Source organism: Psychroserpens sp. SPM9, from assembly GCF_025153525.1.
GTDB lineage: Bacteria > Bacteroidota > Bacteroidia > Flavobacteriales > Flavobacteriaceae > Psychroserpens.
In genome coordinates this window covers 749,608-772,267 of record NZ_JANZNR010000001.1, presented here as the reverse complement: position 1 = coordinate 772,267, position 22,660 = coordinate 749,608, and the positions used below count along the sequence as shown (strand labels likewise).

Here is a 22,660-nt window from a genome sequence, read left to right as displayed (position 1 = left end):
TAGGAAGTATTAGAACCCACGTTCCTTTTGCAATTGTTCATAGGCTTTTTGAACTTGCCTAAATTTTTCTTCAGCGCCCGCTTGATGTTCTTTACCTAAATGAATGACTTTGTCAGGATGGTATTTTTTTGCCATTTTTCGGTAGGCTTTTTTTACCTCATCATTAGTAGCTTCTTTGGTGATTTCTAAAATTTTATAAGCGTTGTCACTACTGTTATAAAACATCGCTTTAATACTTCCGTAGTCTCGCGAACTAATACCTAAATAACCAGAAATCATATAAATTTGAGAGACTTCATCATCGGTTACCATACCGTCGGCTTTGGCTATTCCGAAGAGAAAATGTAACAATTGAAGTCGTGATGCATGGTCCATCATTTCACGTATCTGTAAGCATACTTTACGTGTAGGGATTTGTTGTTTACTTATGTTTTTAAAAAGCCTAAATGCTTGATTTGCTCTATCTTTGCCATACATACTAACAAACTGCTGACGCACAAAATCCAGTTCACTTTGATCTTGTTTACCATCTGCTTTTATAACCACCGAAGCCAAGATTAACAGGCTTACTTCAAAGTCGCCCGAACGTGTTTGCGGACGTGTTCTGGTTTGGGTTCTTGGTCGCGATGAAGGACGACTAGAACGTCTTTGCTGCTTCGGGTTTCCGTCACCTAATAAAAAGCCACCATTTTCTGATGCACCATCAATGAAACTTCCTATAGCAAGTCCAATAATTGCTCCTATTGGTCCTCCAAAAGACCAACCTAAGGCACCTCCTATCCATTTTGCAAAACTCATGTATGTATTTTATTTTGTTATGAATTTCAAATATAACATTTGTTAGTTGATATATTTTTAGTTTTGTTACTAATCAACGCAACCTTTTCGAGGTCATAGCATCTACTACATATAAAATCAAACGAATCATGAAAAAATATATCTATTTAGTTGCTCTTATTTTTGTGGCGATGTCTTGCCAAAATGATGATGATGGAACGCCAAATAATGAACCAACACTTGAAGGTCCATGGTCTTTAGTGAATGTCTCTGGAGGGTTAGCAGGTGTAGACCAAGATTTTGAATTGGGTATTATTACCTGGGATTTTGATATTGAAACACAACAGTTAACTATCGTCAACACTAATACAGATGTTGTTTTTGATGGTTACCCTTCAGGCGTCTATGATTTTCAAGCACTAACAAATGGTGAAATTACCACCATAGTTATAGACGACAACATTAATCTAGAAATCAATGTTTTAACTAATAGTCAACTTGTTTTAGATGAAGGGATTGCTTTCGATGGATTTTTATACACTTTCACAAGATAAATCATAGTTCGCCTTGAAACATATCGGTATTGAAAACCTGAATAATACTATTCAAACAGCTTACTAAAATTGGTATAGGTCCTACTAATTTTGCTTATCTTTGCAGTTCAATATTAGTAATAATTAAAATATAAAAATATATGTATCCAGCAGAATTAGTAAAACCAATGCGTGAGGATTTAACCAAAGTAGGTTTTGAAGAATTACAAACAGCTGATGCTGTAGAAGCTGCTTTAGCAAAAGAAGGAACAACCTTAATTGTTGTCAATTCAGTTTGTGGATGTGCAGCAGCTAATGCGCGTCCTGGAGCAAGACAAAGTTTACAAAACGCAAAGCGTCCAGATCATATTGTCACTGTATTTGCAGGTGTAGACCGTGATGCAGTTGATGCTGCAAGAGCACATATGGTTCCTTTTCCTCCAAGTTCGCCAAGTATGGCATTATTTAAAGACGGTGAATTGGTACACATGTTAGAGCGTCATCATATTGAAGGTCGTCCAGCTGAATTAATTGCTGAAAACCTTATGGATGCTTACAACGAACACTGTTAAATGAGCGTCTTGAGCTTAGGCCAAGACAACAAAAAAGACAATCAATAACATATGGCCACGATTATATCGTGGCTTTTTTTATCCCATGATGCAAACATTTCGTCAAAACCAGAACACCTGAGGTTATCTAACTTGAATCTTCTACACTAGTCCAAAACGTGGTCTTTACGAAATTGAAATAACTGAATCAATTTTTGATTAGGTTTAGTATTTTTACGCTATGAAAAAACTCATAGCTTATCCATTAACTGTAGTGTATTTTATTGTCTTCGGAATGACCTTGCTTATTTTTCATCCGATACAATGGTTTTGCTTTAACGTATTTGGTTATCAGGCACATAAACTAAGTGTTGATGCGCTTCAGTTTTTTTTATTACGTTGTTTGAATGTTTTAGGAACGCGCTTTAGTTGGGATAATGCTTATGAAATCCCTGAAAACAAGCCCTTAATTATTGTTTCTAATCATCAGAGCATGTACGATATCTCTCCAATTATGTGGTACCTGCGGAAGCATCATGTTAAATTTGTGGCCAAAAAAGAACTGGGAAAAGGCTTTCCAAGTGTGTCGTATAATTTGCGTCATGGCGGTTCGGTTTTAATAGATCGTAAAAATCCGAGACAAGCCTTATCTGCTATGGCAGAGTTTGGTAAATACATTGAAGAAAATCGACGAGCTGCTGCAATTTTTCCGGAAGGCACTCGTAGTAAAAATGGGATTCCGAAGCCTTTTAAAACCAGAGGCTTGCAATTGTTGTTCAAGCATGTGCCTTCGGCTATTATCGTTCCTGTTACTGTAAATAATTCATGGAAAACACTTCAATATGGAGCCTTTCCGATGGGAATTGGAAGCCATATTAAATTTAAAGTGCATCAACCCATACTATTAAGTGAAGTTGAAAATCATTCAGAATTAATAAGCACTTTAGAAGCAACCATTACTAACGCTATTCATTTAGAGTCATGACCACAAGCGAAGCAGCACAAGTTGAGTTAACAAAATCATTTGTAAAAAAAACCTTAGAACATGCTGAAGGCGGACATGACTGGTTTCATACCTTAAGAGTGTTTAATAACAGTATGCTCATTTCTAAAAATGAAAATGTCGATGTATTTGTGGTTGCGCTTGGGGCTTTACTTCACGATATTGCAGATAGCAAATTTCATGATGGAGATGAATCAGTTGGGCCCCAAAAGGCACGAACGTTTTTATTCGGAATTAATACCGATTCCGCAGTTATTGAGCATGTTGTTAAAATCATTGAAAACATATCATTTAAAGGCGGAAACGAAGTTCAAAAATTTAAATCACCCGAATTGGATGTCATTCAAGATGCCGATCGTTTGGATGCTTTAGGCGCTATAGGTATTGCACGAACGTTTAATTACGGAGGATTTAAAAACCGAAAGCTATTTGATCCATCAATACGACCTAATTTGCATATGACCAAACAAGCATATAAAGCGTCTACGGCACCTACAATTAATCATTTCTATGAAAAATTACTGCGTTTAAAAGATCTAATGAATACGAAAACAGCTCATAAAATTGCATTGAAAAGACATCAGTTTATGGAGCAGTTTTTAGAACAGTTTTATGCCGAATGGGATGGTGAAAAGTAGCACCTAAGATTGCATAATTTGCGTGAGTTCTTTTCGATATTTTAAAGCGCTCTTTCCAGTAAATTCTTTAAATAATTTATTGAAATGGGAAAAGTTGTTAAAACCACATTCAAAAGCAACATCACTAATACTCATCTGACTTTCTGATAATAATTTGGTCGCATGAACAATTCGATATTCGTTGACGAGTTTTGTAAATGTTTTTCCAGTAGATTTTTTAAAGTATCTGCAAAATGCAGGAACCGTCATACTTACTTTATCTGAGATATCATCTAAAGAGATATGGTTTCGAAAATTCTGATTAATGTGTTTATAGACAATATCAATTTTTGCGCTATCCTGAAGTTCGGTTTCAAAAACAAAGCCGTCGGCATTTAAAATCTCATAATCTTTAGCTTCTGCTAACTTTTGTAAAATTTTCAATAACAGTATTACACGTTCAAAACCTACAACATCATTAAGTTTTTCAATTTTTTTACCAATACGTCGTTTGGTTTCGGGTTTAAAAATAATACCATTTTTAGCACGTTCAAAAAGCGTGTTGATATGGCTCATTTCTGGGATATCAAAAAAGTAAGGTCCTAAAAATTCGGGTTTAAACTGAACTAAAATTTCGGTTCCATGTTGGGTTAATCGATCTGTAAACCCATTATGAGGTAAATTGGAGCCAATTAAAATTAACTGGCTGTTATTAAAATAGGATAAATGATTGCCAATGTGCCGTTTACCTTGACCTTTATTAACGTAAACGAGTTCTATTTCTGGATGAAAATGCCAAAATGGTTTTTGTTCATTGTCTTTAGAGGTACTCTTTTTAACAAAAACGGAACTACCAAAATTCGGGCTAATTTTTTCGAGTGTAGGCTTTCTTTTTTTCATAGGTCTTAATTACTTACAAATTTAAGGCAATAGATTTTAAAATTCTATTCAGAATTAGCACAAAATTATACTATTTTAACCTTCATATATTTATTATCATAAGTTATTGTTAATATAACATATAAATCAGCCAAATCTGTTGTTTTCTTAGAGACTGTTCTGCTATACATTTGTAGTGTTAATCATAAAACCCAAAAAATGATGAAAACAATTAAAAATTTAGTAGTATTTGTAATGATGTTGACGATAGCAACAGGTTACGCCAATGAAAATTACATTGATGGTTCAAACAAAGTGATTACTGTTTTAAAATTCTCGAATGTTAAAAAAGGACACCAATATACAATTAAAGACAATCAAGGATTTGTAATCTATTCAAAGACAATAGATAGAAATGGAACGTATACACAAGAGTTTGATTTTACTGCTTTGGCAGATGGACTCTATACTTTTGAAATCATTAAGGATTTTGAAATTACAGTTAAGCCTTTTCAAATAGCAGCAGAACAGGTTTTATTTCTACACGATATGGAAACCAAAGAATTTAAACCTGTAGTGCGTTTAGAAAATCATGATTTAATGATATCCCACTTAACACTTGAAGAAAAACCGTTAGTGATTGAATTATTCTTTAATGGAGAACTCATCTATGCTGATGAATTGAAAGGGAGTAAAATACTTAAGCGTATTTATAAATTATCTGCTGAAGAAAAAGGCTCTTATTTCTTAAGATTAAAATCGGGTAACAGATTATTTACCGATAGCTTCAAAATGTAATCTAATTTAGTTTTAAAATTGAAAAGCACTTTTAACGAAGTGCTTTTTTTATGCTCACATATTAATAATGTTTCGATGTGTTCTTATATAAACATTTAAATGCTATTAATTATGAAACGAATTTTATTTTTTATGACACTACTTTGTGTCTCAATGAGTGCTTTATCTCAAAACGAATTTACGGGAGGTGGTGATGGTTATAGTTGGAGTGACCCCTACAACTGGTCCTATTTTGATGTGCCTCAGTATGGTGACGATATTTTAATTGATAATGGTTTTGTTTACTACGAAGGCTTTACGTTTGAACCTTATGGGACTCTTGAACTTAGAAATGGATCATCCCTATTTACCCAAAGCAATATTGTGTTATTGGGTGACTTTATTGTTGATGTGACAAGTACAGTAGAATTATATGTCAATGAAGTTGATATTTTCACACAAATAAGTTGTGAAGGAAATTACTTTTTTAACGGTTCTATGGTAATTTATATGACCGGATTTGGACCTCAAATAGGAGATTCTTTTCAAATTATTGAAGGAGCTCAAGGTTCTTGTGGTACTGCAACAACACTTTTAGTTCCTGAAAATCAAACTTCTGGTATTGAGGTTACTTTTGGTGTTGAGTGTGAGTCTGATGGTGTCTACTATACAGTAACCGATATAAACTATGCCTCTGCGATAGCCTGGGATGGTGAAGGTGGTGACGGCTTGTGGAACAATCCAGCCAATTGGGACCCAAATGGTCTCCCAACCGCAGATGACATTGTGTATTTTAATCAACCTGGTGTAGGCGATATAGCGTATACAGATGGAGCAGGTACGACCAGTGTTAAAGAGATTATCGTTGGAAGAAATAATACACTTGTTATCAATGGAGATTTGTCGATGTATTCGTTAATTAACAATAATGTAGGAGGTACAATTATTTGGAATGCTGGTGAAATTTCAAAGCAAGATGTCAATGTTCAATCGCTTTTGATTAATTATGGAAGTTTAATTATAGATGGTCCTGGTTTGAAAGAAATAGAAGATGATTTTGAAATCTGGGCTTTCGAAACAGATATTGAACACAATCAAGGAGATTTAAATATTAATAATGGAAGAATTAGAATTTTTAACTTGGTGAATTACAATATTAATGCTGATAATATTACTATAGGTTATGTTAGCGGAACAAATCATTCCTTTCAAAATCAAGGCATTGGAGGAATTATAAAAACAGCTGGTTTAGGAATTTCAACTATAAACTTGACAGATTTATATAATGGTTCAGATATTATTAGTGATGCAGGAACCTTGGTTATAGAAGAAGTGTTTACTGAAGGTCAGTTTTCTAATTTTGGTGGAAGTGGTACCATTCGATTTCCTTCTGGTTTTGAAGTAAATTCTGAAATATCTCCAGGAAATTCACCAGGTGTTTTAAACATTGCAGGGAATCTTACCACAGGAACTGATGCAACTTTTAATATTGAAATAGATGGACCTACAGTTGGCACCGAATATGACCGACTTGTAGTTCAAAACAATGCTGATATCAGTGGCGAGTTTAATGTTGTTTTAGGTTATCTGCCATCTAGTGAAGCTATTTTTGAAATTCTGACTTCAAATTCACTCACAGTTACTGATATACCCGAAACTATCGAAGCCGAATATGGTGGTAATTTTGTAATTTTTTCTGTAGAAGTTAAAGATGGTTCAATTTATTTATTAGGTCCAGGTGCAACATTAGATCTAGATGAGTTTTCTACTACAGAGATTTTAAGTATTTATCCAAATCCAGCAAAAGATGTTTTAAATATTAAATCTGAAACATTAATTAACGGAGATTGGCACTTAATTAATCAACTGGGACAAGTTGTAAATAAGGGAGACTTTACATCTACCAATACGATGATAGATATTCGTCAATTAACATCTGGTCTTTACTTTTTAAATATTAATGATAAATCAACAAATCAAGTCATTATTAAGAAAGTGATGATATCAAATTAAATAAGAATACCTAACAATAAAAGCCATCAAATTATTTTGTTGGCTTTTTTTATGCTCACATTTGATAAAAAAATCGATGACTTATTAATAAGCTTGGATGCTATTAATTTTATTAGGGAATATTAATACAGGTTTATTGTTTAAGAAGAGTTTTCAGTTAATGAAAACTCTTTTTTTATGCCTTAGACTTTTTCCGTATCCTGATTACAATTAATATAATAATTACAATAGCAAGACCTAACCAAAACACAAGGTTTGAGGAGTTATTAAGTGTAATAGGACTCGTGTCTCCAATAAGAACCAATCCAGCCCAATATTGCGGAGCTGCTGTTCTTCCTTTTGCGGTTGTAATATAATCTAATTTTGCCTTTTGTAAGGCTTCATCTTTTGGTAATCCTTTTTTGATGTATCTGTAAAAGCTTTGAATGATTTGAGCACTGGATTGTTCGTCAATTTTCCATAAACTGGTCAGCATACTTTCACTACCAGCATAATTAAAGGCGTGCGCCAAAGAAATCATGCCTTCTCCAGCTTGGTAGGTTGGTTTTCCGGTTTCGCAAGCAGTTAAAATAGCCAAATTTGAAGAGAGATTGGTGTTGTATATCTCATAAGTATACAAATAATTGTCGTCGGTATTTGAAGAATCCATAGACTTGGCAAATACCAATCGTGATAGTTCTGGTGAAATATTGTTCGATTCGGCATGTGTGCCAATATGAATTATTTTGTGCTCTTTGGCGCTATTCTTAAAAATATGCTCTGTTGAATTTTCGTTTAAAAAAGAGGTGCCTTTAAATAATCGCGTAGAAAGGTTTGCCAAATCTTTTGTAAAGGGTTGTGGTAACAAGGTGAGGTAGGTTTTGTCTATGTTTAGGGAGTCTTTAATAGACAAAAGATAATCAGATTTCATTTGATCATTAAACTCAGGAACAAAGGCGACAAAATTGTTATTATATGAAACACTATGACTTCCGTTGTCAATTAAAAAAAGACTGTAATTATATGAGATTGTGTATTGTGAAAGCAAACTGTGTGTTGCTAATTCCTTAGGATTGGAAAGCTCCTTATTGGTAAGCATTTCAAAATTGAGGTTGAATAAATCCCTATCTGGAATGATAACGACCTTTTTCGTTTTGATGTGTTGTTCAAAGGGTTTCCACAATTGCTGATATAGTTCATGGGAGAGATTGTAATTGTTTTGAAATAAGGCATTTTCATCTTGTAGACTAGTAATTTTTGAGTTTAACCCTTCAGGATGGAGTTTGAAAATTTCTATTCCGCTTTTTGAAATTAGATTGACGTATAATTCTTTATCGATGTAGATATATCGAACGATTGTTGTGTTTTCTGGGAGTTTGGTTTTAATGTCTTTTAAAGACTTAGCTATAGAAGCAAATCGCAGATTATAATATTTTGGATAATCATTTTTTAAGGTTTCCAAATGCGTTTTCCATTGCGAATTGGCTTTTATATAAGCGTCTAAATTGTCACTTTTCCCTAAAGATTCTTGAATGGCATTTTTAATTATCTTTTCTTGCTCAAGGACGTCGCTAGGGATATTGGCATAAGTCATCGAAGTTCTTGAGTTTAATTGAGCTCTAATCCTATTGTATAAAATAGATTCGTGCATACTTATCACTTCTAAGAGATAAGCCTTGTCTTTGGTTTTTTCATATAAATCTAAAGCCAGTTGTTTTGTAAACTCAAAAAGATCAGAATTTCTTTCAATTAAAAGAGAAACACTCGTGTCATCTCCAAGGAATGTTTTTTGCTTTTCTACAATAGAAATAGCTTCTTTTAAAGTCTTAAATTGCTCTTTTAAGTCAGCAATAGAATTATTTTTTCCGTTTAGTTTATATGCTGAGCGCGATTTAAGTAAAATAGTTTGTGGTTTGTACAAAATAATTTTTGTGGAATCTAAAGGATTGGTTTGCGTAGGAAGCATTTTTTTGAGCAATCCTTCAGTCGCCTCAGCATTGTTTAATGCGGCGTTATAATTTCCTAATTCATAATGTATTTCACCAAGATTTAAGGCTTGTTGAATTTCAAAAGTAGTCGTTGAACCTTGATTTTCCTTAATATAGTCATAGGCTTTTTGTGCCATGGCCAATGCTTTTTCTTCGTCATTATTTTTGGCGTAAAAATGACTCGCATTTATGATGAAATCTAAATAAATATTATCATAAGCACCTTGAAGCGCAGCTTGGTATAGTTTTTCGGCATTTTCGTAATGCTGTTTTGCAAGGCTAATATCTCCTAATTCTTCATGGAGTCTTGCTTTATAGGAATGCCCATCAGCTGCCCAAAAATTATTACCGCCTTCAGTTCTTTCTATATGTGATAGACCATCGTCTAAAAAGGTTTTAGCTTGATTGTAATCTTTTAATGCTAAATGGATTTGTCCTAGTAAAATTTTCGCTTTGTATAATTCGGGACTTTCAGAGTCAAAGTGTTTTTTCTTTGCATTATAGGAATACTCTAACAGCTCTTTTGCTTTTTCAAAATTGCCGATATCCTTATAAATTCCAGCAAAGTTCTCAATAGACATAAATAGGAACTCATAAGCGCTTTCCTTTTTAGAATCGGCAACATCCGAAACAATGTATTGATTAAGATTATTAACCGTGAATTTCATGGCATCTAAGGCTTTGTCCAAATTACCTTGAGTCGAGTAGATTGCTGAAATATTATTATTTAAGATAGCTGGCCTATAAAATGAATTTGTAGGATTTGGTTCCATCAATTTTAAGGTCTTTTCAGCTTTTTGATAAAAATATAACGCACTGTCAATTTTAGCTTCATACCACATTGAACCACCCATGGTGCTGTAAAGCACATAAAGATTGGTTTTATTGGTTTTAGGATAGGATTCGTAATGTCGTAGTGCGTTATTACCATGTTTTATGGCGTTTGCTACATCACCTTTTCTTGTTAAGAGCACGCAAAGATTATTTTCAATCAGCCCAAAATGTTCTGGAGTTGCCTCTTTCCAGCTTTTAGTGATCTGAAGCGCCTCCAAATTTGAATCATATGCTTTTTGTGTGTCTCCAACCAATTCATAATAGGTGGCAAGTTCGAGCTTAACTTGTCGTAATACTTTTGCAGAATCTGTTGCTGAGGTTAATGATTCTGCATAGTCATGTACAGAGGTGCTGGCTTGTTTTTTATTATAAAGCTGAAGATTGATTTTACCTGTATAATAAATATAGTCGGTTAGAAGATAATAGTCTTTTTTTGCTTTAAATATGTCGATGTTCTCCTCAAGATAACGCTGAGCTTCAGTATATTTTTTTTCACTTATAAGTCTGTCAAGTTGTTTTAAACTTTCAGAATTTGCATATTGAGCAGACGCAAGTGAAGCTGTCAAGAAACATAGTGCAATAATAATTTTCTTGATAGATTCCATAAACTTAATTTAATTTTTCGAGTAACTTTTTACTGTTTTCATTTGAACTCTTCTGTAAGTTCTTTTTTGCAAAGTCAATGTTACCATCTTTTAAATACGCTAAGCCTAAATAATAGTAGGCATCATTTAACAATGGGAAATCTGTATTTTGAGTCGCTTCATTTAAAAAACCGATGGCTTTAGTTTCATTTTTATCTGCTAAATAAGCAACTCCCAAAAAATAATTCAAGGTGTCATTTTTAGGTTGTATGGCGTCCCATTTTGCTATGGCTGTTTGGTAATCACCTTGTTTATAATTGACCATAGCCTCGTAAAAATCATAGTTAGAATGACTACTCATGGTTGTAGGCAGACCAGGATCTGGAGTAAAATACTTACTATACAATTTGTCATTTTGAGGCGTGCTAAACCACCAAAAGCCAGTGACGGCCAGAAGTATAACGACAGCTGCAGCTAATTTCCGGAACGTAAAAACACCTGATGCCATTGGTGTTTCAGAGTGGGTTGTAGGGATGTCTTTGTGAAAAACATCCAGTTGCTCTTTTAACGATTGGTTTTCAATACCTAAAATTAAAGTTTTGATGTCTTCAACCTGAGTTCTAAACTCAGGGCTTTCATCTAACCGTAATTCAAAGTCCAAGCGTTCTTGTTTAGACATTGTATCGTTATAATAACGTTCAATGGTTTCTAATAATTCTTGTGATATGTTGCTATTATCTTTCAATTTTTTATGATTTAGAAGCTAGAACAATGGCTCGTAATTTTTCCATACATCTGTATTTCTTATTACGCACAGAGGTCTCTTCAATATTTAAATGCAAAGCGATTTCACGCAGTGATTTTTTTTCAAAATAAAAGGTCTTTAATAAATCTTTACAAGGCTGACCCAAATCCTTGAAAGCGGTCATGGTTATGTTTAGTTTTTCATCATAGGTGTCCTCTTCGATAGTATCGTCTTGCTTTAAAAACAAGGTGCGTTCTTCAGTCAAAGACTGAGTGGTTTTAAAACGTTTTGATCGTAGAACATCCATCCATTTGTTTTTAGCAATTTGATATAAATACCCTTGTAATGCCGAATCATTTTGAGGGGTAAATAATTCGTTTCTAACGTTATTCCACATACTAATAAACGCTTCTTGATACACATCTTTTGCATGTTCTTGCGATCCACTATTTTTTAAAATTAATGCTTCAACTTTTGGGTAATTTGACGTGTAGAATTCTTTTAAGGCAATAGAATTATTGTCTTTAATAGCTGTAATTAGTTGTAGTTGATGGTTAATTTTGTAAGCTTCCCCCATGTTTTATAGCTAAGCAAGAGAAAGATACAACTATTTCATTTTCCAACAAATACTATGCTATCAAATCTAATTTTACACGTTAAACGACCAGTTTTATATTGAATTTTGAAACGATTATTTTGTTTTTATGATATAATGTTCTATTTATCAGACATCGAATTAGGGTTAAAATGTCATCATTAATTTTTAGACAAGGTGCTTTTTCCTAACCAACCTCCGCCAAGAAGCAGTAATATTAAACCAGACCAACGCAATAAGCTAAAAGATGTGGAAGGGTTTTCCATTTCAAATTCGAATATCGATTTACCAAAAGAATCCTTATCAATTTTGATGTCTTCGGCAGCTTCAGGAAATTCAATAATAAAGGTTTGCTGTACTGTTCCTCCAAATTCTGGCGGACTACTTACTAACATGTATTTATGTTCTGTTAATTCAGTAAGTTGTGCATCTTTTTGATCGGTATCCATAATCCATCGTCCACGCTTGTCAATTTTACAAACCCCATAAGCATTCAAACTCAAATTAAATGAGCGATTCATATCGTCTTTGTCTAGCTTAAAATCGTCAACGATATAAGCAGGCATACTGCGTTCCATATCTCTTTTTAGAGCTGAAGGGTTGGCACCATATGTGCCATTCCATTGTTGCCATTGTGCTGCATTCATCGTCATTGAAATATTAATTTTTGCATTTCCAATAGCATCAATGACCATTTCTATTTTTTGGTTAGACTGTTGTGAATATCCTATACTGACTAATAAGGCAGCAACTATAAATGTGATTATTGTTTTCATAATATTGTATTTTAAAATTATCGGATGCTATTATAGACTTGATTAATAATTCCTGAATTTTGATTGTATAGATAATCGGGAGCTCCAACAGCGACAAATCGAATTCCTTGTTGTGTTTTTAAGGTTTTCCCCACCCAATTAAAAGTACCATTTGCAGAGTGGGTTTGCCCTGCAAGTGCATTTCCGTTTGATTGGTATTGCATTTCCATACCGTAATTGTAAAAATATTGGTTGATAGCTGCCATGGCTTGTTGTGTATTAGAAACCGGAATATCAAAAATACTCACCGTTGTCATTTGATCTGGTGCCACAACTTGCGCAGTAAGAATGGGCATGTCTGGAGCAGGACGCATCATGGTTTGCCAGCCGTTAGGAATTGAAAATGAAAGGGCATTGGTTGTTCTAATACGATTATCTGGCATGTTAATTCTATTGTTTGGCTTGGTAGACGTGTTGTCTTGGGTTACAGGTTGTCCGTTTGACCAAGACGCTACAATATCATCTACTTTTTTTCGCATAAAATCGTTGTCTTTTAAATCCATGGCGGTTGCGCCTTGTTGGTTGACAGCATGAACATCGACAATGGTATAGCGAGGATCACCACTTTGCGATCGTTGCATAAATTCTTGAAGTTGTTTTTGACCTTGTTTAAAAGCATCTTCTGCAGACATAATATTGCCGAGTCCTTCACCTCCAATTCCAGTGGCTTCGATGGCATAATATTGACCATTCATTCTAAAACCAGGATATGCATGACCTGGAACCATGTAAATTATAGGATCAATACCAGCGGCAGACAGTACACTCGCATACAAACAACTTAACTCTATACATAAGCCTGTATTTCCAGTAATCACTTCGCGAGGTAATCTCACTTGTTGTATCATGGAAGCGACATCATCTGTAGATTGCGGTATGCCTTTAGTGCCACTATAAACCATATGTGATTTTTTAGTAGCTTCGTATATTCCTGCTAAGAACTTAACCCCATCTTCTGGTTTTTTTGAAACTGATGCAGCCTCACCTTTCATTAATTTTTCCTGAAGATTTTGTGTGTAGTATTTGACAATAGGATCATTAGGAGTTACAAAGCAAGCAATAAGAGCATCATTGTCATAAACATCACTCCAGGTGCTTATTTCTTCTTTTTTTATTCCGGTGTATACATATTCGTTGCGATTGGTAAGCTTAAACGCAAATTCTTCTTCGATAATATCATCGTCTTCAGCACCATCCCAGGAGATTTCAATTTCGGCTTTTTCCATAGACTCCGTCGTTTTTTCGGTGATGTTGTCTTTAAATTTTGGATAACATGGAATCACCAAGGTTTGTCCGGGAAACATTTCCCCAGATACCGTAAGTTCTGTCCAGTCAATATAATCTGGAATGCGGTATTTTACCGTAACATCTTCTAAAGTCACGTCACTTGTATTGGTGATTTTTGCTTTAAATAAGTAGTATTTCCCGTTGAGAGCATCAGGATTCGCATAAACGCGATGTGCAGCAGGCATTATAAACGCTGTTTTATCAATTTCAATATCTAAATCACCAGATGACGAATTAGACACAAAGAAACTTCCACCAAAGCAAAGTGCTCCAATTAAAGTTAAAGCTAAGGGAATAAGTTTTGAGTTCATTTTATAATGTTTAAGATTAATACCTCTTTGTAGGTACATCTCCCAACAGTTAAAATGTCATCAAAGTTTTAAGAATTAATTTTAGAGTTCTGATATTTCTTACGTAGCTGATTGATCATTTCAGAAGTCATTTTTTCCAGATCATACTTATGGTTCCAGTTCCAGTCTGTTCTGGCTGAAGAATCATCAATAGACTTTGGCCAGCTGTTGGCAATTTGCTGCCTAAAGTCGGGTTCATAAGAGATTTCAAAATTTGAAATATGCTTTTTAATAGCTTCGGAAATCTCTTTAGGTGTAAAGCTAATGGCTGCTAAATTATAAGATGAACGAATGGTAATCGCTTCTGAAGGCGCTTGCATCAATTTAATCGTAGCGTCAATGGCATCATCCATAAACATCATCGGAAGCTCGGTGTTTTCAGATAAAAAAGACTGATAATGCCCATCAAGAATGGCCTGATGATAGATTTCAACAGCATAATCTGTCGTTCCGCCTCCAGGCATGGTTTTCCAGCTAATAATACCAGGATAGCGCAAGCTTCTTACATCAACCCCATAATTTTTAAAATAATACTCACACCAACGTTCACCAACTTGTTTTGTGATACCGTACACTGTTGTAGGTTCCATAGTGGTGTGTTGAGGTGTGTTTAAAGTAGGTGTTGTAGGTCCAAAAACCGCAATACTTGAGGGCCAGAAAATTTGTTTAATAAAGCCTTCTTTAGCTAAGTTTAAAACATGAAAAAGAGAATTCATATTTAAATCCCAAGCTTTCATCGGGTATTTTTCTCCAGTGGCGCTTAGCATAGCAGCCATTAAATAAATGGTATCTATTTGATATTTTTCGACACAAATTTTTACAGAACTGTAATCTTGTGCATCAACAATTTCGAATATTCCAGAGTTGACAACGTCAAGGTTATTATAGCTAATATCACTTGCAATCACAGCATCATTACCGTGAATTTCGCGAAGTTTGTATGTGAGTTCAGATCCTATTTGTCCGCAGGCACCAATTATTAATACTTTAGGCATAGATGCAAGATGTTTAAATGTTCATCAAAAGTAATAAGAATAAGAACTACATAAAACATAAAATGGTAAAATTAACAGCATATTAAATTTTGTTAATTGCAATTAGAATTTAGTGGCTTTGCCTATATTTACCCTGAAATTCATATGCCCAATGATACGTAATTTAGCATTTTTTTTAATTAGCTTATTATTGTTTACTCAGTGTAAAGACGATAAAAGTTCTGAAGTCATAGTAGAGACTCAAGAACAAACAGATGCTAAAACCATTACTCAAAAAGACATTGAAGCTTTAAAATATGTTGATTTTGGTTTAAGTTCAGAATCTCAAAAAGGGGTTAACGATTGGCAAAAATTTCAAGAGCTTAATATTCAAATCGACTTATTAAAAAAAGGAGATTTAGCCTTTTTTAAAGGCGATCCTTTACTATTAAAAACCTTCTTACTGGAGTTTAGTGCCGAAATGCCCAAAGCATTACAAACCAATGAAATTATGGCTAGGATAACAGCTCTAGAGACCAAAGCTCAAAAATTGAATAGTTTTTTAAAGCTACATAATACACCTAAGCAGCAAAAACTAATAGCTATCAAAGAGTTGTTGGTAACGGTGTCTCACCTTAATTTACAGATTAATAAGAAGTATGAGTTTGAAAAAAACAACATACTAAAGCCCGAATAGTACTAATTTGTAAGTAGAAATTTCTCTTAATGTTTTGTTAATATGTAACAAAAGACCTGCTGAGACTTCTAATTAGTAACTAATTTTAATCAAATTTAATTTTCAATCACAATTATGAAAACCAATATCAAAAGTATTTTGGTAGTTTCTGTGTTGGGACTTTTTGCCTTGATAGGATGTAAGGAAGAACCCAAAGAAGAGATTACCTCAGTAGAGAAAATTCCTGGAATTGTTCTCGAAAACATGGACACTTCTGTGAATCCAAAAGACGATTTTTACAATTACGTCAATGGTACCTGGATGAAAACAACGAGTATTCCAGAGGAAGAAGCCAGTTGGGGAGGCTTTAACGTATTGCGTAAATCAACACGCAATGATGTGTTAGACATTGTTAAGGGAGCAAAAGAGTTAAATGCCTATGAAGAAGGATCAGATCAGAAAAAAGCACTTTTATTTTTTGAATCTGAGCTTGATACGATGGCAAGAAATGAATTAGGAACCAAACCCTTAATGCCTTTACTGGAAGCTATTGATGGTATTAAAACGATTTCTGATATGCAAACGGTATATGCCAAAACTACGGGTGTTGGGGCACCATTTTTTAATCTTTCGATATTTCCAGATATCAACGACAGTAGTATTTATGCACCATATATTACTCAAGGCGGATTAGGATTGCCAGATCGTGATTATTATGTATTACAAGATGAAAAATCTAAAGAGCGTCGTCAACAATATGTTGATCATGTGACCAAAATGATGCAGTTTATTGATTATAACGAAACCGAAGCGAAAGCTGCAGCTGAGATGATTTTAGCCTTAGAAACCAAATTGGCCGAGCCGCAATTTGATAAAGCTGAAAGACGTAATTTTAGTAATTTTAATAACCCTAGAAGTATTGAACAACTTACAGCATTAACACCAGCTGTTAACTGGAGTAAGTTCTTAGAGGATTCTGGTGTTCAGCAAAAACTAGATACAGTTTATGTGGTAGAGCTTCGTTATATGAAAGCACTTCAGGATATATTAACAGAAACACCAATTGCAGATGTAAAAACGATAATGAAATGGAATACTTTAAATGGTGTTTCCGGATTTTTATCTACTGAAATTGAAAAAGCAAACTGGGATTTTTACAGTAAAACTTTAAGAGGTACAGAAACCCAAAGACCTGCCGAAGATCGTGCAATGGATCATGTGACTGGACGTGTAGGTGAGGCTATTGGTCAATTATATGTCGATGCTAAATTTCCGCCTGAAGCAAAAGAAAAAGCAGAAAAAATGATTGCAAATGTGATCACAGCATTCAAAACCAGAATTGATAAATTAGATTGGATGAGTGATGCTACTAAAGCTAAAGCTATTGAAAAACTAGATAAATTTACAGTTAAAATTGCATATCCTGATGAATGGAGAGACTATTCAGAGTTAATGATTAAAGAAGGTAATAGTTATGCTGAAAATATGATGGCTTTTTCTGAATGGAATCTAAAAGAAACCTTGTCAGACTTAGGTCAGAAAGTAGATAAAACCGAATGGAATATGCCTCCACAAATGGTAAACGCATATTTTAACCCACTAAATAATGAGATTGTTTTCCCAGCCGCAATTTTGCAACCGCCTTTTTATAACTGGACTGCAGATGAAGCTGTAAATTATGGAGGCATCGGAGCTGTAATTGGTCACGAAATCTCACATGCATTTGATGATCAGGGAGCTCAGTTTGATAGTGATGGGAATTTAGTGAACTGGTGGACACCAGAAGATTTAGCCGAATTTACCAAAAGAGGTGATGCGCTTGTCGAACAATATTCTGCAATACAGTTAGGGGACAGTTTATATGTTGATGGCCGTAATACAATAGGTGAAAATATTGGTGATTTAGGAGGCTTACTTGGAGCCTATGATGGATTACAATTGTATTTTGAAGAACATGGAAGACCAGAAGATATCGATGGGTTTACTGCCGAACAACGTTTCTTTATGTCTTGGGCAACCGTTTGGAGAACCTTAAGTAGACCAGACGCTTTAGAGACTCAGGTAAAAACAGATGTGCATTCTCCAGGTGTTGTAAGAGCGACACAACCGCTTAAAAATATCGATGCATTTTACGAAGCATTTGATATTAAAGAAGGTGATGCTATGTGGTTAGCTCCCGAAAAGCGCGTTAGAATCTGGTAATTTTGTTAGTTATACAACACAAAAAAAGCACCCAATTTGGGTGCTTTTTTTGTCTTAATTAACAATAATTATTGTTTGCCTTCTTTTTTAGCGACCAAGGCATCTTTACTAATTTTAGCAAGATTAAAGTTGGCATCTAAAGCAAGTGCTTCATCTAACAAACCAATGGCAGCATCTAAATTATCTGTTTGATTCATATTGAATAAAATCAACGCTTTTAAATAGGTTAATGCGCCTTTAAGAGAGACTTCATAAGGCCTTTGAGATTCGTAATAAGCGCGTTTTTCTTCTGGTTTTACATTTACCAAACCATAGTCTACTTTTGCTTTAGCGCCTGCAAGATCTTTAGTTTGAATTTTAAGATCGGCAATTTCGTAAGCCAAATAGGAATTGGCACTGCGTTTAAATAATTCTTCATAAAAAACCAGAGCACGTTGTGGTTGATTTAAAGCTTTTAATGCAATCGCTTTAACCTCAGTATTCATATCTGTATCTGTAGGATTCTGATCAATACCTAAGGTGTTTAGAGCTTCAAGATTTCTGTTTTCTGAAGCATAAATGTAAGCTAAGGTATCTAATCGTGCCTGACTAGGCTGTAGAACATTAAGATGTGTCATAGCGTTAATAACGCCTTGTACATCTCCTTGACTTTTCATTTGCTTATAGTAGGCTTCAAAATGTTTAGTGAGTTCTGATTTGGTTTGTGCAGTTGCACCAAAGGTAGCTGCTAAAGCTAAAAGAAGTATAAGTTTTTTCATGATATTCATAATTTATAGCGCCAAAACTAAAAAATTAAATGGCATATATTCTTAAAAGTCTGCTAATTGTTAAAGTTTTACTTTGAAATCATAATTCAAAAGGCGTACCAATGTGTTTGAATCTATAATTTTTCCTTGGCTTTTTTTGGTCTCATCAAACTCAGGAATCGCTATTTGAAGGCGATTACATTCCGAAGTATAATAGTCTTTTTTTGTAGGATGTATTGGTGTTGAGGCATTAAAAGTAGCATCCCAAATGTCTAACTGCAAAAGTGTTATAATGATGGCAATACAATCTTCTCGGTGAATTAAATTAACGGGAGCATCAGCATTTTTAAGGTTTGTTTTTCCGGAAAGAAATCGTGCTGGATGCCTGTCTTCTGCAAATAATCCACTAAATCTTAAAAGTGTCGTTTTAAAGCTTTTATGTTGCTGAAAAAGACGTTCAACCTTTATGAGTTGCGCAGCTTTTTTTGAAGCGGAGGTAGCTGAAGTTTCGGTGATAATAGGAAAGCTTTCCTCATCGTCATAGACTGAAGTTGAGCTTATAAAAAGGACCTGTTTTACGGAAGAAGCTTCAATGGTTTTGACGACATAAGACATTTGTTGAACATAATCTTTGTCGGGATTTTTACTCAATCCAGGAGGGATATTTAGAATTAATGTTTCGCAACCCGAAAGACATGCTTGAAGATCACCAGTGATGCCTTCCGAAGATAATTGAATCAAAAACGCCTTGATCTGAGCCGCTTCTAATACCGCTAATTTACTTTTGGTTGTTGTAGAGCCATGAACCTTATAACCCGCTTTAACAAGTGTTTTTGCTAAAGGGGAACCCAACCAACCGCAGCCAATAACAGCAATTTTTTGATGTGTCATGTGTGGTTTTAATAAGTCTGTAATTTACAAATTATCGATTGAATGTACAGGTTGGTATTATTCACTTATTTTCAGTAACTTTAAGTCAACACAAAAAAAATTGGTTATGGGCATAAAAAGTTTTCAAGGCGCACGAAAGCAGCAAAATACTGCTGAAGCAACTTCAATTACGGTCAATGATTTTATGACACGTGATTTAATTACGTTTAAACCGGAACAAACGGTTGAAGAAGTGATACAAATATTGATTAAAAATAAAATTTCTGGCGGACCAGTAGTTAATCAAAATAACGAATTGGTGGGCATTATTTCGGAAGGTGACTGTTTGAAGGATATTAGTGAAAGTCGTTATTATAATATGCCTATGGAGCAACATACCGTTGAAAACCGAATGGCAAAAAACGTAGAAACCATTGATGGTAATATGAACGTTTTTGATGCGGCTAATAAATTTTTAGAATCTAAAATTAGGCGTTTTCCTATTGTAGAAAACGGCAAATTAGTCGGGCAAATAAGTCAGAAAGATATTTTAAAAGCGGCCATTGAATTGAAAGGTCAAAACTGGAAATAATGCTTTTATAAGCTTCGTCTTTGGTTGATGACTTCAGGTAAATCGGTGATGATTAGCTTTTGTTTGTGATCATTTTCTAAAGCCGCAATTTTTGAATAGGGATATTCAGAAATAGGTTCGCTTAAAGTTTTCCATGTTGCAATACCTGCCACAGTGATGCGTTCGCCAATTTCGATAATACCTTCTTCATAACGCAGACGTTTATTAAATCCGAAGAAATTCTCAGGATTAATATTATAGCGTCTCAAAACTGCTTCAAATTGTGGTGTAGGATCGTCAAATGTACCCGACGATTGCTTGCTGTCTTTTACCAGATAACAAATGTAATTTCGCGGATGTTCTTGAGGTTTTACGATGACAAAATCATTATTTGTGTCGACAAAAAAATCTTGAAATTTTTCTTCACGGACTAAGGTTTTCCATCGTGAATTTTTCCCAGAGCTTACTTTTTGCTGAATCCTAATTTGGTAAAATACACATTTGCGTTCGGTATAAGGTGCAATTAATGGCGCTGTAACATGTAAAGCCTTGCCGGTGACTTTTGAAAGCTCATTGGTTTTTAAACTAGATGCAGGTTTGCGCGGAATTTTTGATAAGGTTCTAATAATAACCTGCTTTTTGCTAAAATAATAAGTTATGAAGATGATGAGTCCGACCACACTTATAAAAATTAAAACCAAAACAACAGGGATAAATAAAATAGCGTTCATTTAAGAAGGATAGGTTAGTGCTTATAGGTCGTGAGATTTATGCAATTGTTACAGTAAATTAACTGTCTCGTTTAACAAGGGCAAAGTAATCTTCTTCCAGAGGTAAATACCCTTGGTCGTACACAAAATAGTAGATTGTACCTGCTTTTGTGGTGTAGATACTCGTAAAATAATTAAAATCAAATCCTTGTTCAATGAGTCGTGCTCTGGAGACTTTTTTCTTTTGTTCAGGGTTGAGTGCTTCCAGGATGCGATAGTTTTTCCGAAGGCGATTATTAGTGTTTCTAATCAAGTTTTTAGAATCCTTATTAATGGCATTATTATAGGAATTTCGGCAGGCATCACTACAGAATTTCTTATCAATTCTACCGACGATCTTGGTGCCACATTCTGGACATTGTTTTTGCATAATCTATATCTAATTTATTCGTATAAATCAACTTCAAGATTATCAATATAAACTGTTGAAGCCGATTGTGTTTCTAGATAAAACCTAACTCTAAATTTAGTGGTTTCATTTGGAATACAAATGACATTAGTTTCGAAGTTTTCAAAAACAGTTGTTGACGAATTAGTATCTAAAATAGTATAATATTGAGCAAACTCTAAATCGGTATCAACGGTATCATAAAGGTCTACAATAACCGCAAATAAACCTTCATTTAAACCATTGTACTTTAGGTCCGTTTTTACGATAAGATTCGAACAGTCGTTACTATTATCAATCGTATAATCCTTATACCAATGGCCATAAGTTGCAGTTTCTGAGTTACTTTCTGAAGCTATCCCGAGCGCAAACGGAGGTGAAAAATATTCAGTATCTTCTATAAAAAAAGTATACGGGTTTGTGCTACTCTCTCCGTTGACGGTTTCGGTTTCAAATTCCCAGTCTTGGATATCTGAAAATGAATCCTCGAGTAATGTTGCGGTATAGTTTTTTTCTACAGCCCAATCAGGAATGGCAATGCCTATGTTTAACAATTCATCTAAATAATAATCTCTTTGTACTTCTTGATACACCGTATAGACTCGGTAATTATTACAATCGCTACTGCTACACATTAAAGAGCGTTCGGAGCCATTGGGCAAATAACCTGCCATATGACCTCTAGATAGGAGCGCATGGCCAAACTCATGATACATTAAATTTTCTTTTTGAATGCTTGTCCATCGATCCCAACAACCAAATGAATTTATGACTTCCACTCTTGCGGCTCCTGTATTATTAAAATTAGGATAGCCGTAAGCACAAAATTGACTGCTGTTTGGGGCCGATATTTGATTGACGAATTCGATACTTATTGGTAAGTCTCCTAAGTTTTGCCCACGTTCTTGCATGGCTTCAATAAAGCTATCATAAAAAGGCCGTAACTCATTATCAATGGTTAATCCAGAAGGGTTTGAGTTATTAGAACCACCGCCTGTTTCGTTGTCATTGTCATTATAAGTTGAAGAGGGCGCTACATCTGGTTTTGAGCATCCCAAAAGCAAAAAAAGGATAAAATATAAACGATATTGATTATAAAACTTCATGATAATTAAAGATAAGTGTTTTATTTTAAA

Annotated in this window: 22 protein-coding genes; 9 read left to right on the top strand and 13 right to left on the bottom strand. The window is 34.4% G+C overall.

Features of this window, described 5'->3' with window-relative positions:
• Positions 1-9: 9 nt before the first annotated feature.
• Positions 10-798 carry a DnaJ domain-containing protein gene (locus N4270_RS03360; protein WP_260095389.1) on the bottom strand — a complete coding sequence of 263 codons (789 nt, stop codon included), beginning with the start codon at positions 796-798 and terminating at the stop codon, positions 10-12.
• Positions 799-926: 128 nt separating this feature from the next.
• Here N4270_RS03360 and N4270_RS03355 point away from each other — a divergent pair, with 128 nt between their 5' ends.
• The 4 genes from N4270_RS03355 to N4270_RS03340 all read left to right on the top strand — a co-directional run bounded on the left by N4270_RS03355 (position 927) and on the right by N4270_RS03340 (position 3,502).
• The gene (locus N4270_RS03355; protein WP_260095388.1) at positions 927-1,331 is read left to right on the top strand and encodes a hypothetical protein; all 405 of its coding nucleotides are present in this window, start codon (positions 927-929) and stop codon (positions 1,329-1,331) included.
• 140 nt (positions 1,332-1,471) lie between these two features.
• Positions 1,472-1,882, top strand: a complete 411-nt coding sequence (locus tag N4270_RS03350; RefSeq protein ID WP_260095387.1) for a BrxA/BrxB family bacilliredoxin — start codon at positions 1,472-1,474, stop codon at positions 1,880-1,882.
• 220 nt (positions 1,883-2,102) lie between these two features.
• Positions 2,103-2,846 carry a 1-acyl-sn-glycerol-3-phosphate acyltransferase gene (locus N4270_RS03345; protein WP_260095386.1) on the top strand — a complete coding sequence of 248 codons (744 nt, stop codon included), beginning with the start codon at positions 2,103-2,105 and terminating at the stop codon, positions 2,844-2,846.
• Positions 2,843-3,502 (top strand): HD domain-containing protein, encoded by a 660-nt coding sequence (locus N4270_RS03340; RefSeq protein ID WP_260095385.1) that lies wholly within the window; start codon positions 2,843-2,845, stop codon positions 3,500-3,502. The genes N4270_RS03345 and N4270_RS03340 overlap by 4 nt, the downstream gene beginning before the upstream one ends.
• A 3-nt stretch (positions 3,503-3,505) precedes the next feature.
• Here the strand turns inward: N4270_RS03340 and N4270_RS03335 are convergent, their stop codons facing one another.
• On the bottom strand, positions 3,506-4,381 hold the full coding sequence (locus N4270_RS03335; RefSeq protein WP_260095384.1) for an AraC family transcriptional regulator: 876 nt from the start codon (positions 4,379-4,381) through the stop codon (positions 3,506-3,508).
• 198 nt (positions 4,382-4,579) lie between these two features.
• Between N4270_RS03335 and N4270_RS03330 the strand changes: the two genes are divergently transcribed.
• Together N4270_RS03330 and N4270_RS03325 are read left to right on the top strand one after the other, a co-directional pair.
• Positions 4,580-5,158, top strand: coding sequence for a hypothetical protein (locus N4270_RS03330; protein ID WP_260095383.1), 579 nt, complete (start codon positions 4,580-4,582; stop codon positions 5,156-5,158).
• Positions 5,159-5,269: 111 nt separating this feature from the next.
• Positions 5,270-7,150, top strand: coding sequence for a T9SS type A sorting domain-containing protein (locus N4270_RS03325; RefSeq protein ID WP_260095382.1), 1,881 nt, complete (start codon positions 5,270-5,272; stop codon positions 7,148-7,150).
• Between the two features lie 175 nt (positions 7,151-7,325).
• Here the strand turns inward: N4270_RS03325 and N4270_RS03320 are convergent, their stop codons facing one another.
• From N4270_RS03320 to N4270_RS03295, 6 genes are all read right to left on the bottom strand, one after another.
• The gene (locus N4270_RS03320; RefSeq protein ID WP_260095381.1) at positions 7,326-10,556 is read right to left on the bottom strand and encodes a CHAT domain-containing protein; all 3,231 of its coding nucleotides are present in this window, start codon (positions 10,554-10,556) and stop codon (positions 7,326-7,328) included.
• Positions 10,557-10,560: 4 nt separating this feature from the next.
• Positions 10,561-11,280, bottom strand: a complete 720-nt coding sequence (locus N4270_RS03315; RefSeq protein ID WP_260095380.1) for a tol-pal system YbgF family protein — start codon at positions 11,278-11,280, stop codon at positions 10,561-10,563.
• A 4-nt stretch (positions 11,281-11,284) separates the two neighbouring features.
• Positions 11,285-11,857, bottom strand: coding sequence for an RNA polymerase sigma factor (locus tag N4270_RS03310; protein ID WP_260095379.1), 573 nt, complete (start codon positions 11,855-11,857; stop codon positions 11,285-11,287).
• Between the two features lie 179 nt (positions 11,858-12,036).
• Positions 12,037-12,651 carry a hypothetical protein gene (locus tag N4270_RS03305; protein ID WP_260095378.1) on the bottom strand — a complete coding sequence of 205 codons (615 nt, stop codon included), beginning with the start codon at positions 12,649-12,651 and terminating at the stop codon, positions 12,037-12,039.
• 17 nt (positions 12,652-12,668) lie between these two features.
• The gene (locus N4270_RS03300; RefSeq protein ID WP_260095377.1) at positions 12,669-14,288 is read right to left on the bottom strand and encodes a hypothetical protein; all 1,620 of its coding nucleotides are present in this window, start codon (positions 14,286-14,288) and stop codon (positions 12,669-12,671) included.
• Between the two features lie 68 nt (positions 14,289-14,356).
• On the bottom strand, positions 14,357-15,322 hold the full coding sequence (locus N4270_RS03295) for an NAD-dependent epimerase/dehydratase family protein (RefSeq protein ID WP_260095376.1): 966 nt from the start codon (positions 15,320-15,322) through the stop codon (positions 14,357-14,359).
• A 151-nt stretch (positions 15,323-15,473) separates the two neighbouring features.
• On the opposite strand from N4270_RS03295, the gene N4270_RS03290 reads away from it, so the two are divergent.
• Both N4270_RS03290 and N4270_RS03285 read left to right on the top strand, forming a co-directional pair.
• On the top strand, positions 15,474-15,998 hold the full coding sequence (locus N4270_RS03290; RefSeq protein ID WP_260095375.1) for a hypothetical protein: 525 nt from the start codon (positions 15,474-15,476) through the stop codon (positions 15,996-15,998).
• Between the two features lie 114 nt (positions 15,999-16,112).
• Entirely contained in the window at positions 16,113-18,179 is a 2,067-nt protein-coding gene (locus tag N4270_RS03285) for a M13 family metallopeptidase (RefSeq protein ID WP_260095374.1), read from the top strand.
• A 68-nt stretch (positions 18,180-18,247) separates the two neighbouring features.
• On the opposite strand, the gene N4270_RS03280 is transcribed toward N4270_RS03285, so the two are convergent.
• Both N4270_RS03280 and N4270_RS03275 read right to left on the bottom strand, forming a co-directional pair.
• Complete coding sequence (locus N4270_RS03280) at positions 18,248-18,937, bottom strand: hypothetical protein (RefSeq protein ID WP_260095373.1); 690 nt, start codon at positions 18,935-18,937, stop codon at positions 18,248-18,250.
• Positions 18,938-19,006: 69 nt separating this feature from the next.
• Positions 19,007-19,816 (bottom strand): NAD(P)H-binding protein, encoded by an 810-nt coding sequence (locus tag N4270_RS03275; RefSeq protein WP_260095372.1) that lies wholly within the window; start codon positions 19,814-19,816, stop codon positions 19,007-19,009.
• 106 nt (positions 19,817-19,922) lie between these two features.
• On the opposite strand from N4270_RS03275, the gene N4270_RS03270 reads away from it, so the two are divergent.
• Positions 19,923-20,387, top strand: a complete 465-nt coding sequence (locus tag N4270_RS03270) for a CBS domain-containing protein (protein WP_260095371.1) — start codon at positions 19,923-19,925, stop codon at positions 20,385-20,387.
• Between the two features lie 5 nt (positions 20,388-20,392).
• On the opposite strand, the gene N4270_RS03265 is transcribed toward N4270_RS03270, so the two are convergent.
• The 3 genes from N4270_RS03265 to N4270_RS03255 are packed head-to-tail and all read right to left on the bottom strand — an operon-like array spanning position 20,393 to position 22,630.
• The gene (locus N4270_RS03265) at positions 20,393-21,097 is read right to left on the bottom strand and encodes a GIDE domain-containing protein (RefSeq protein WP_260095370.1); all 705 of its coding nucleotides are present in this window, start codon (positions 21,095-21,097) and stop codon (positions 20,393-20,395) included.
• Positions 21,098-21,155: 58 nt separating this feature from the next.
• Positions 21,156-21,506 (bottom strand): hypothetical protein, encoded by a 351-nt coding sequence (locus N4270_RS03260; RefSeq protein ID WP_260095369.1) that lies wholly within the window; start codon positions 21,504-21,506, stop codon positions 21,156-21,158.
• Between the two features lie 14 nt (positions 21,507-21,520).
• Positions 21,521-22,630, bottom strand: coding sequence for a hypothetical protein (locus N4270_RS03255; RefSeq protein ID WP_260095368.1), 1,110 nt, complete (start codon positions 22,628-22,630; stop codon positions 21,521-21,523).
• Between the last annotated feature and the right edge of the window lie 30 nt (positions 22,631-22,660).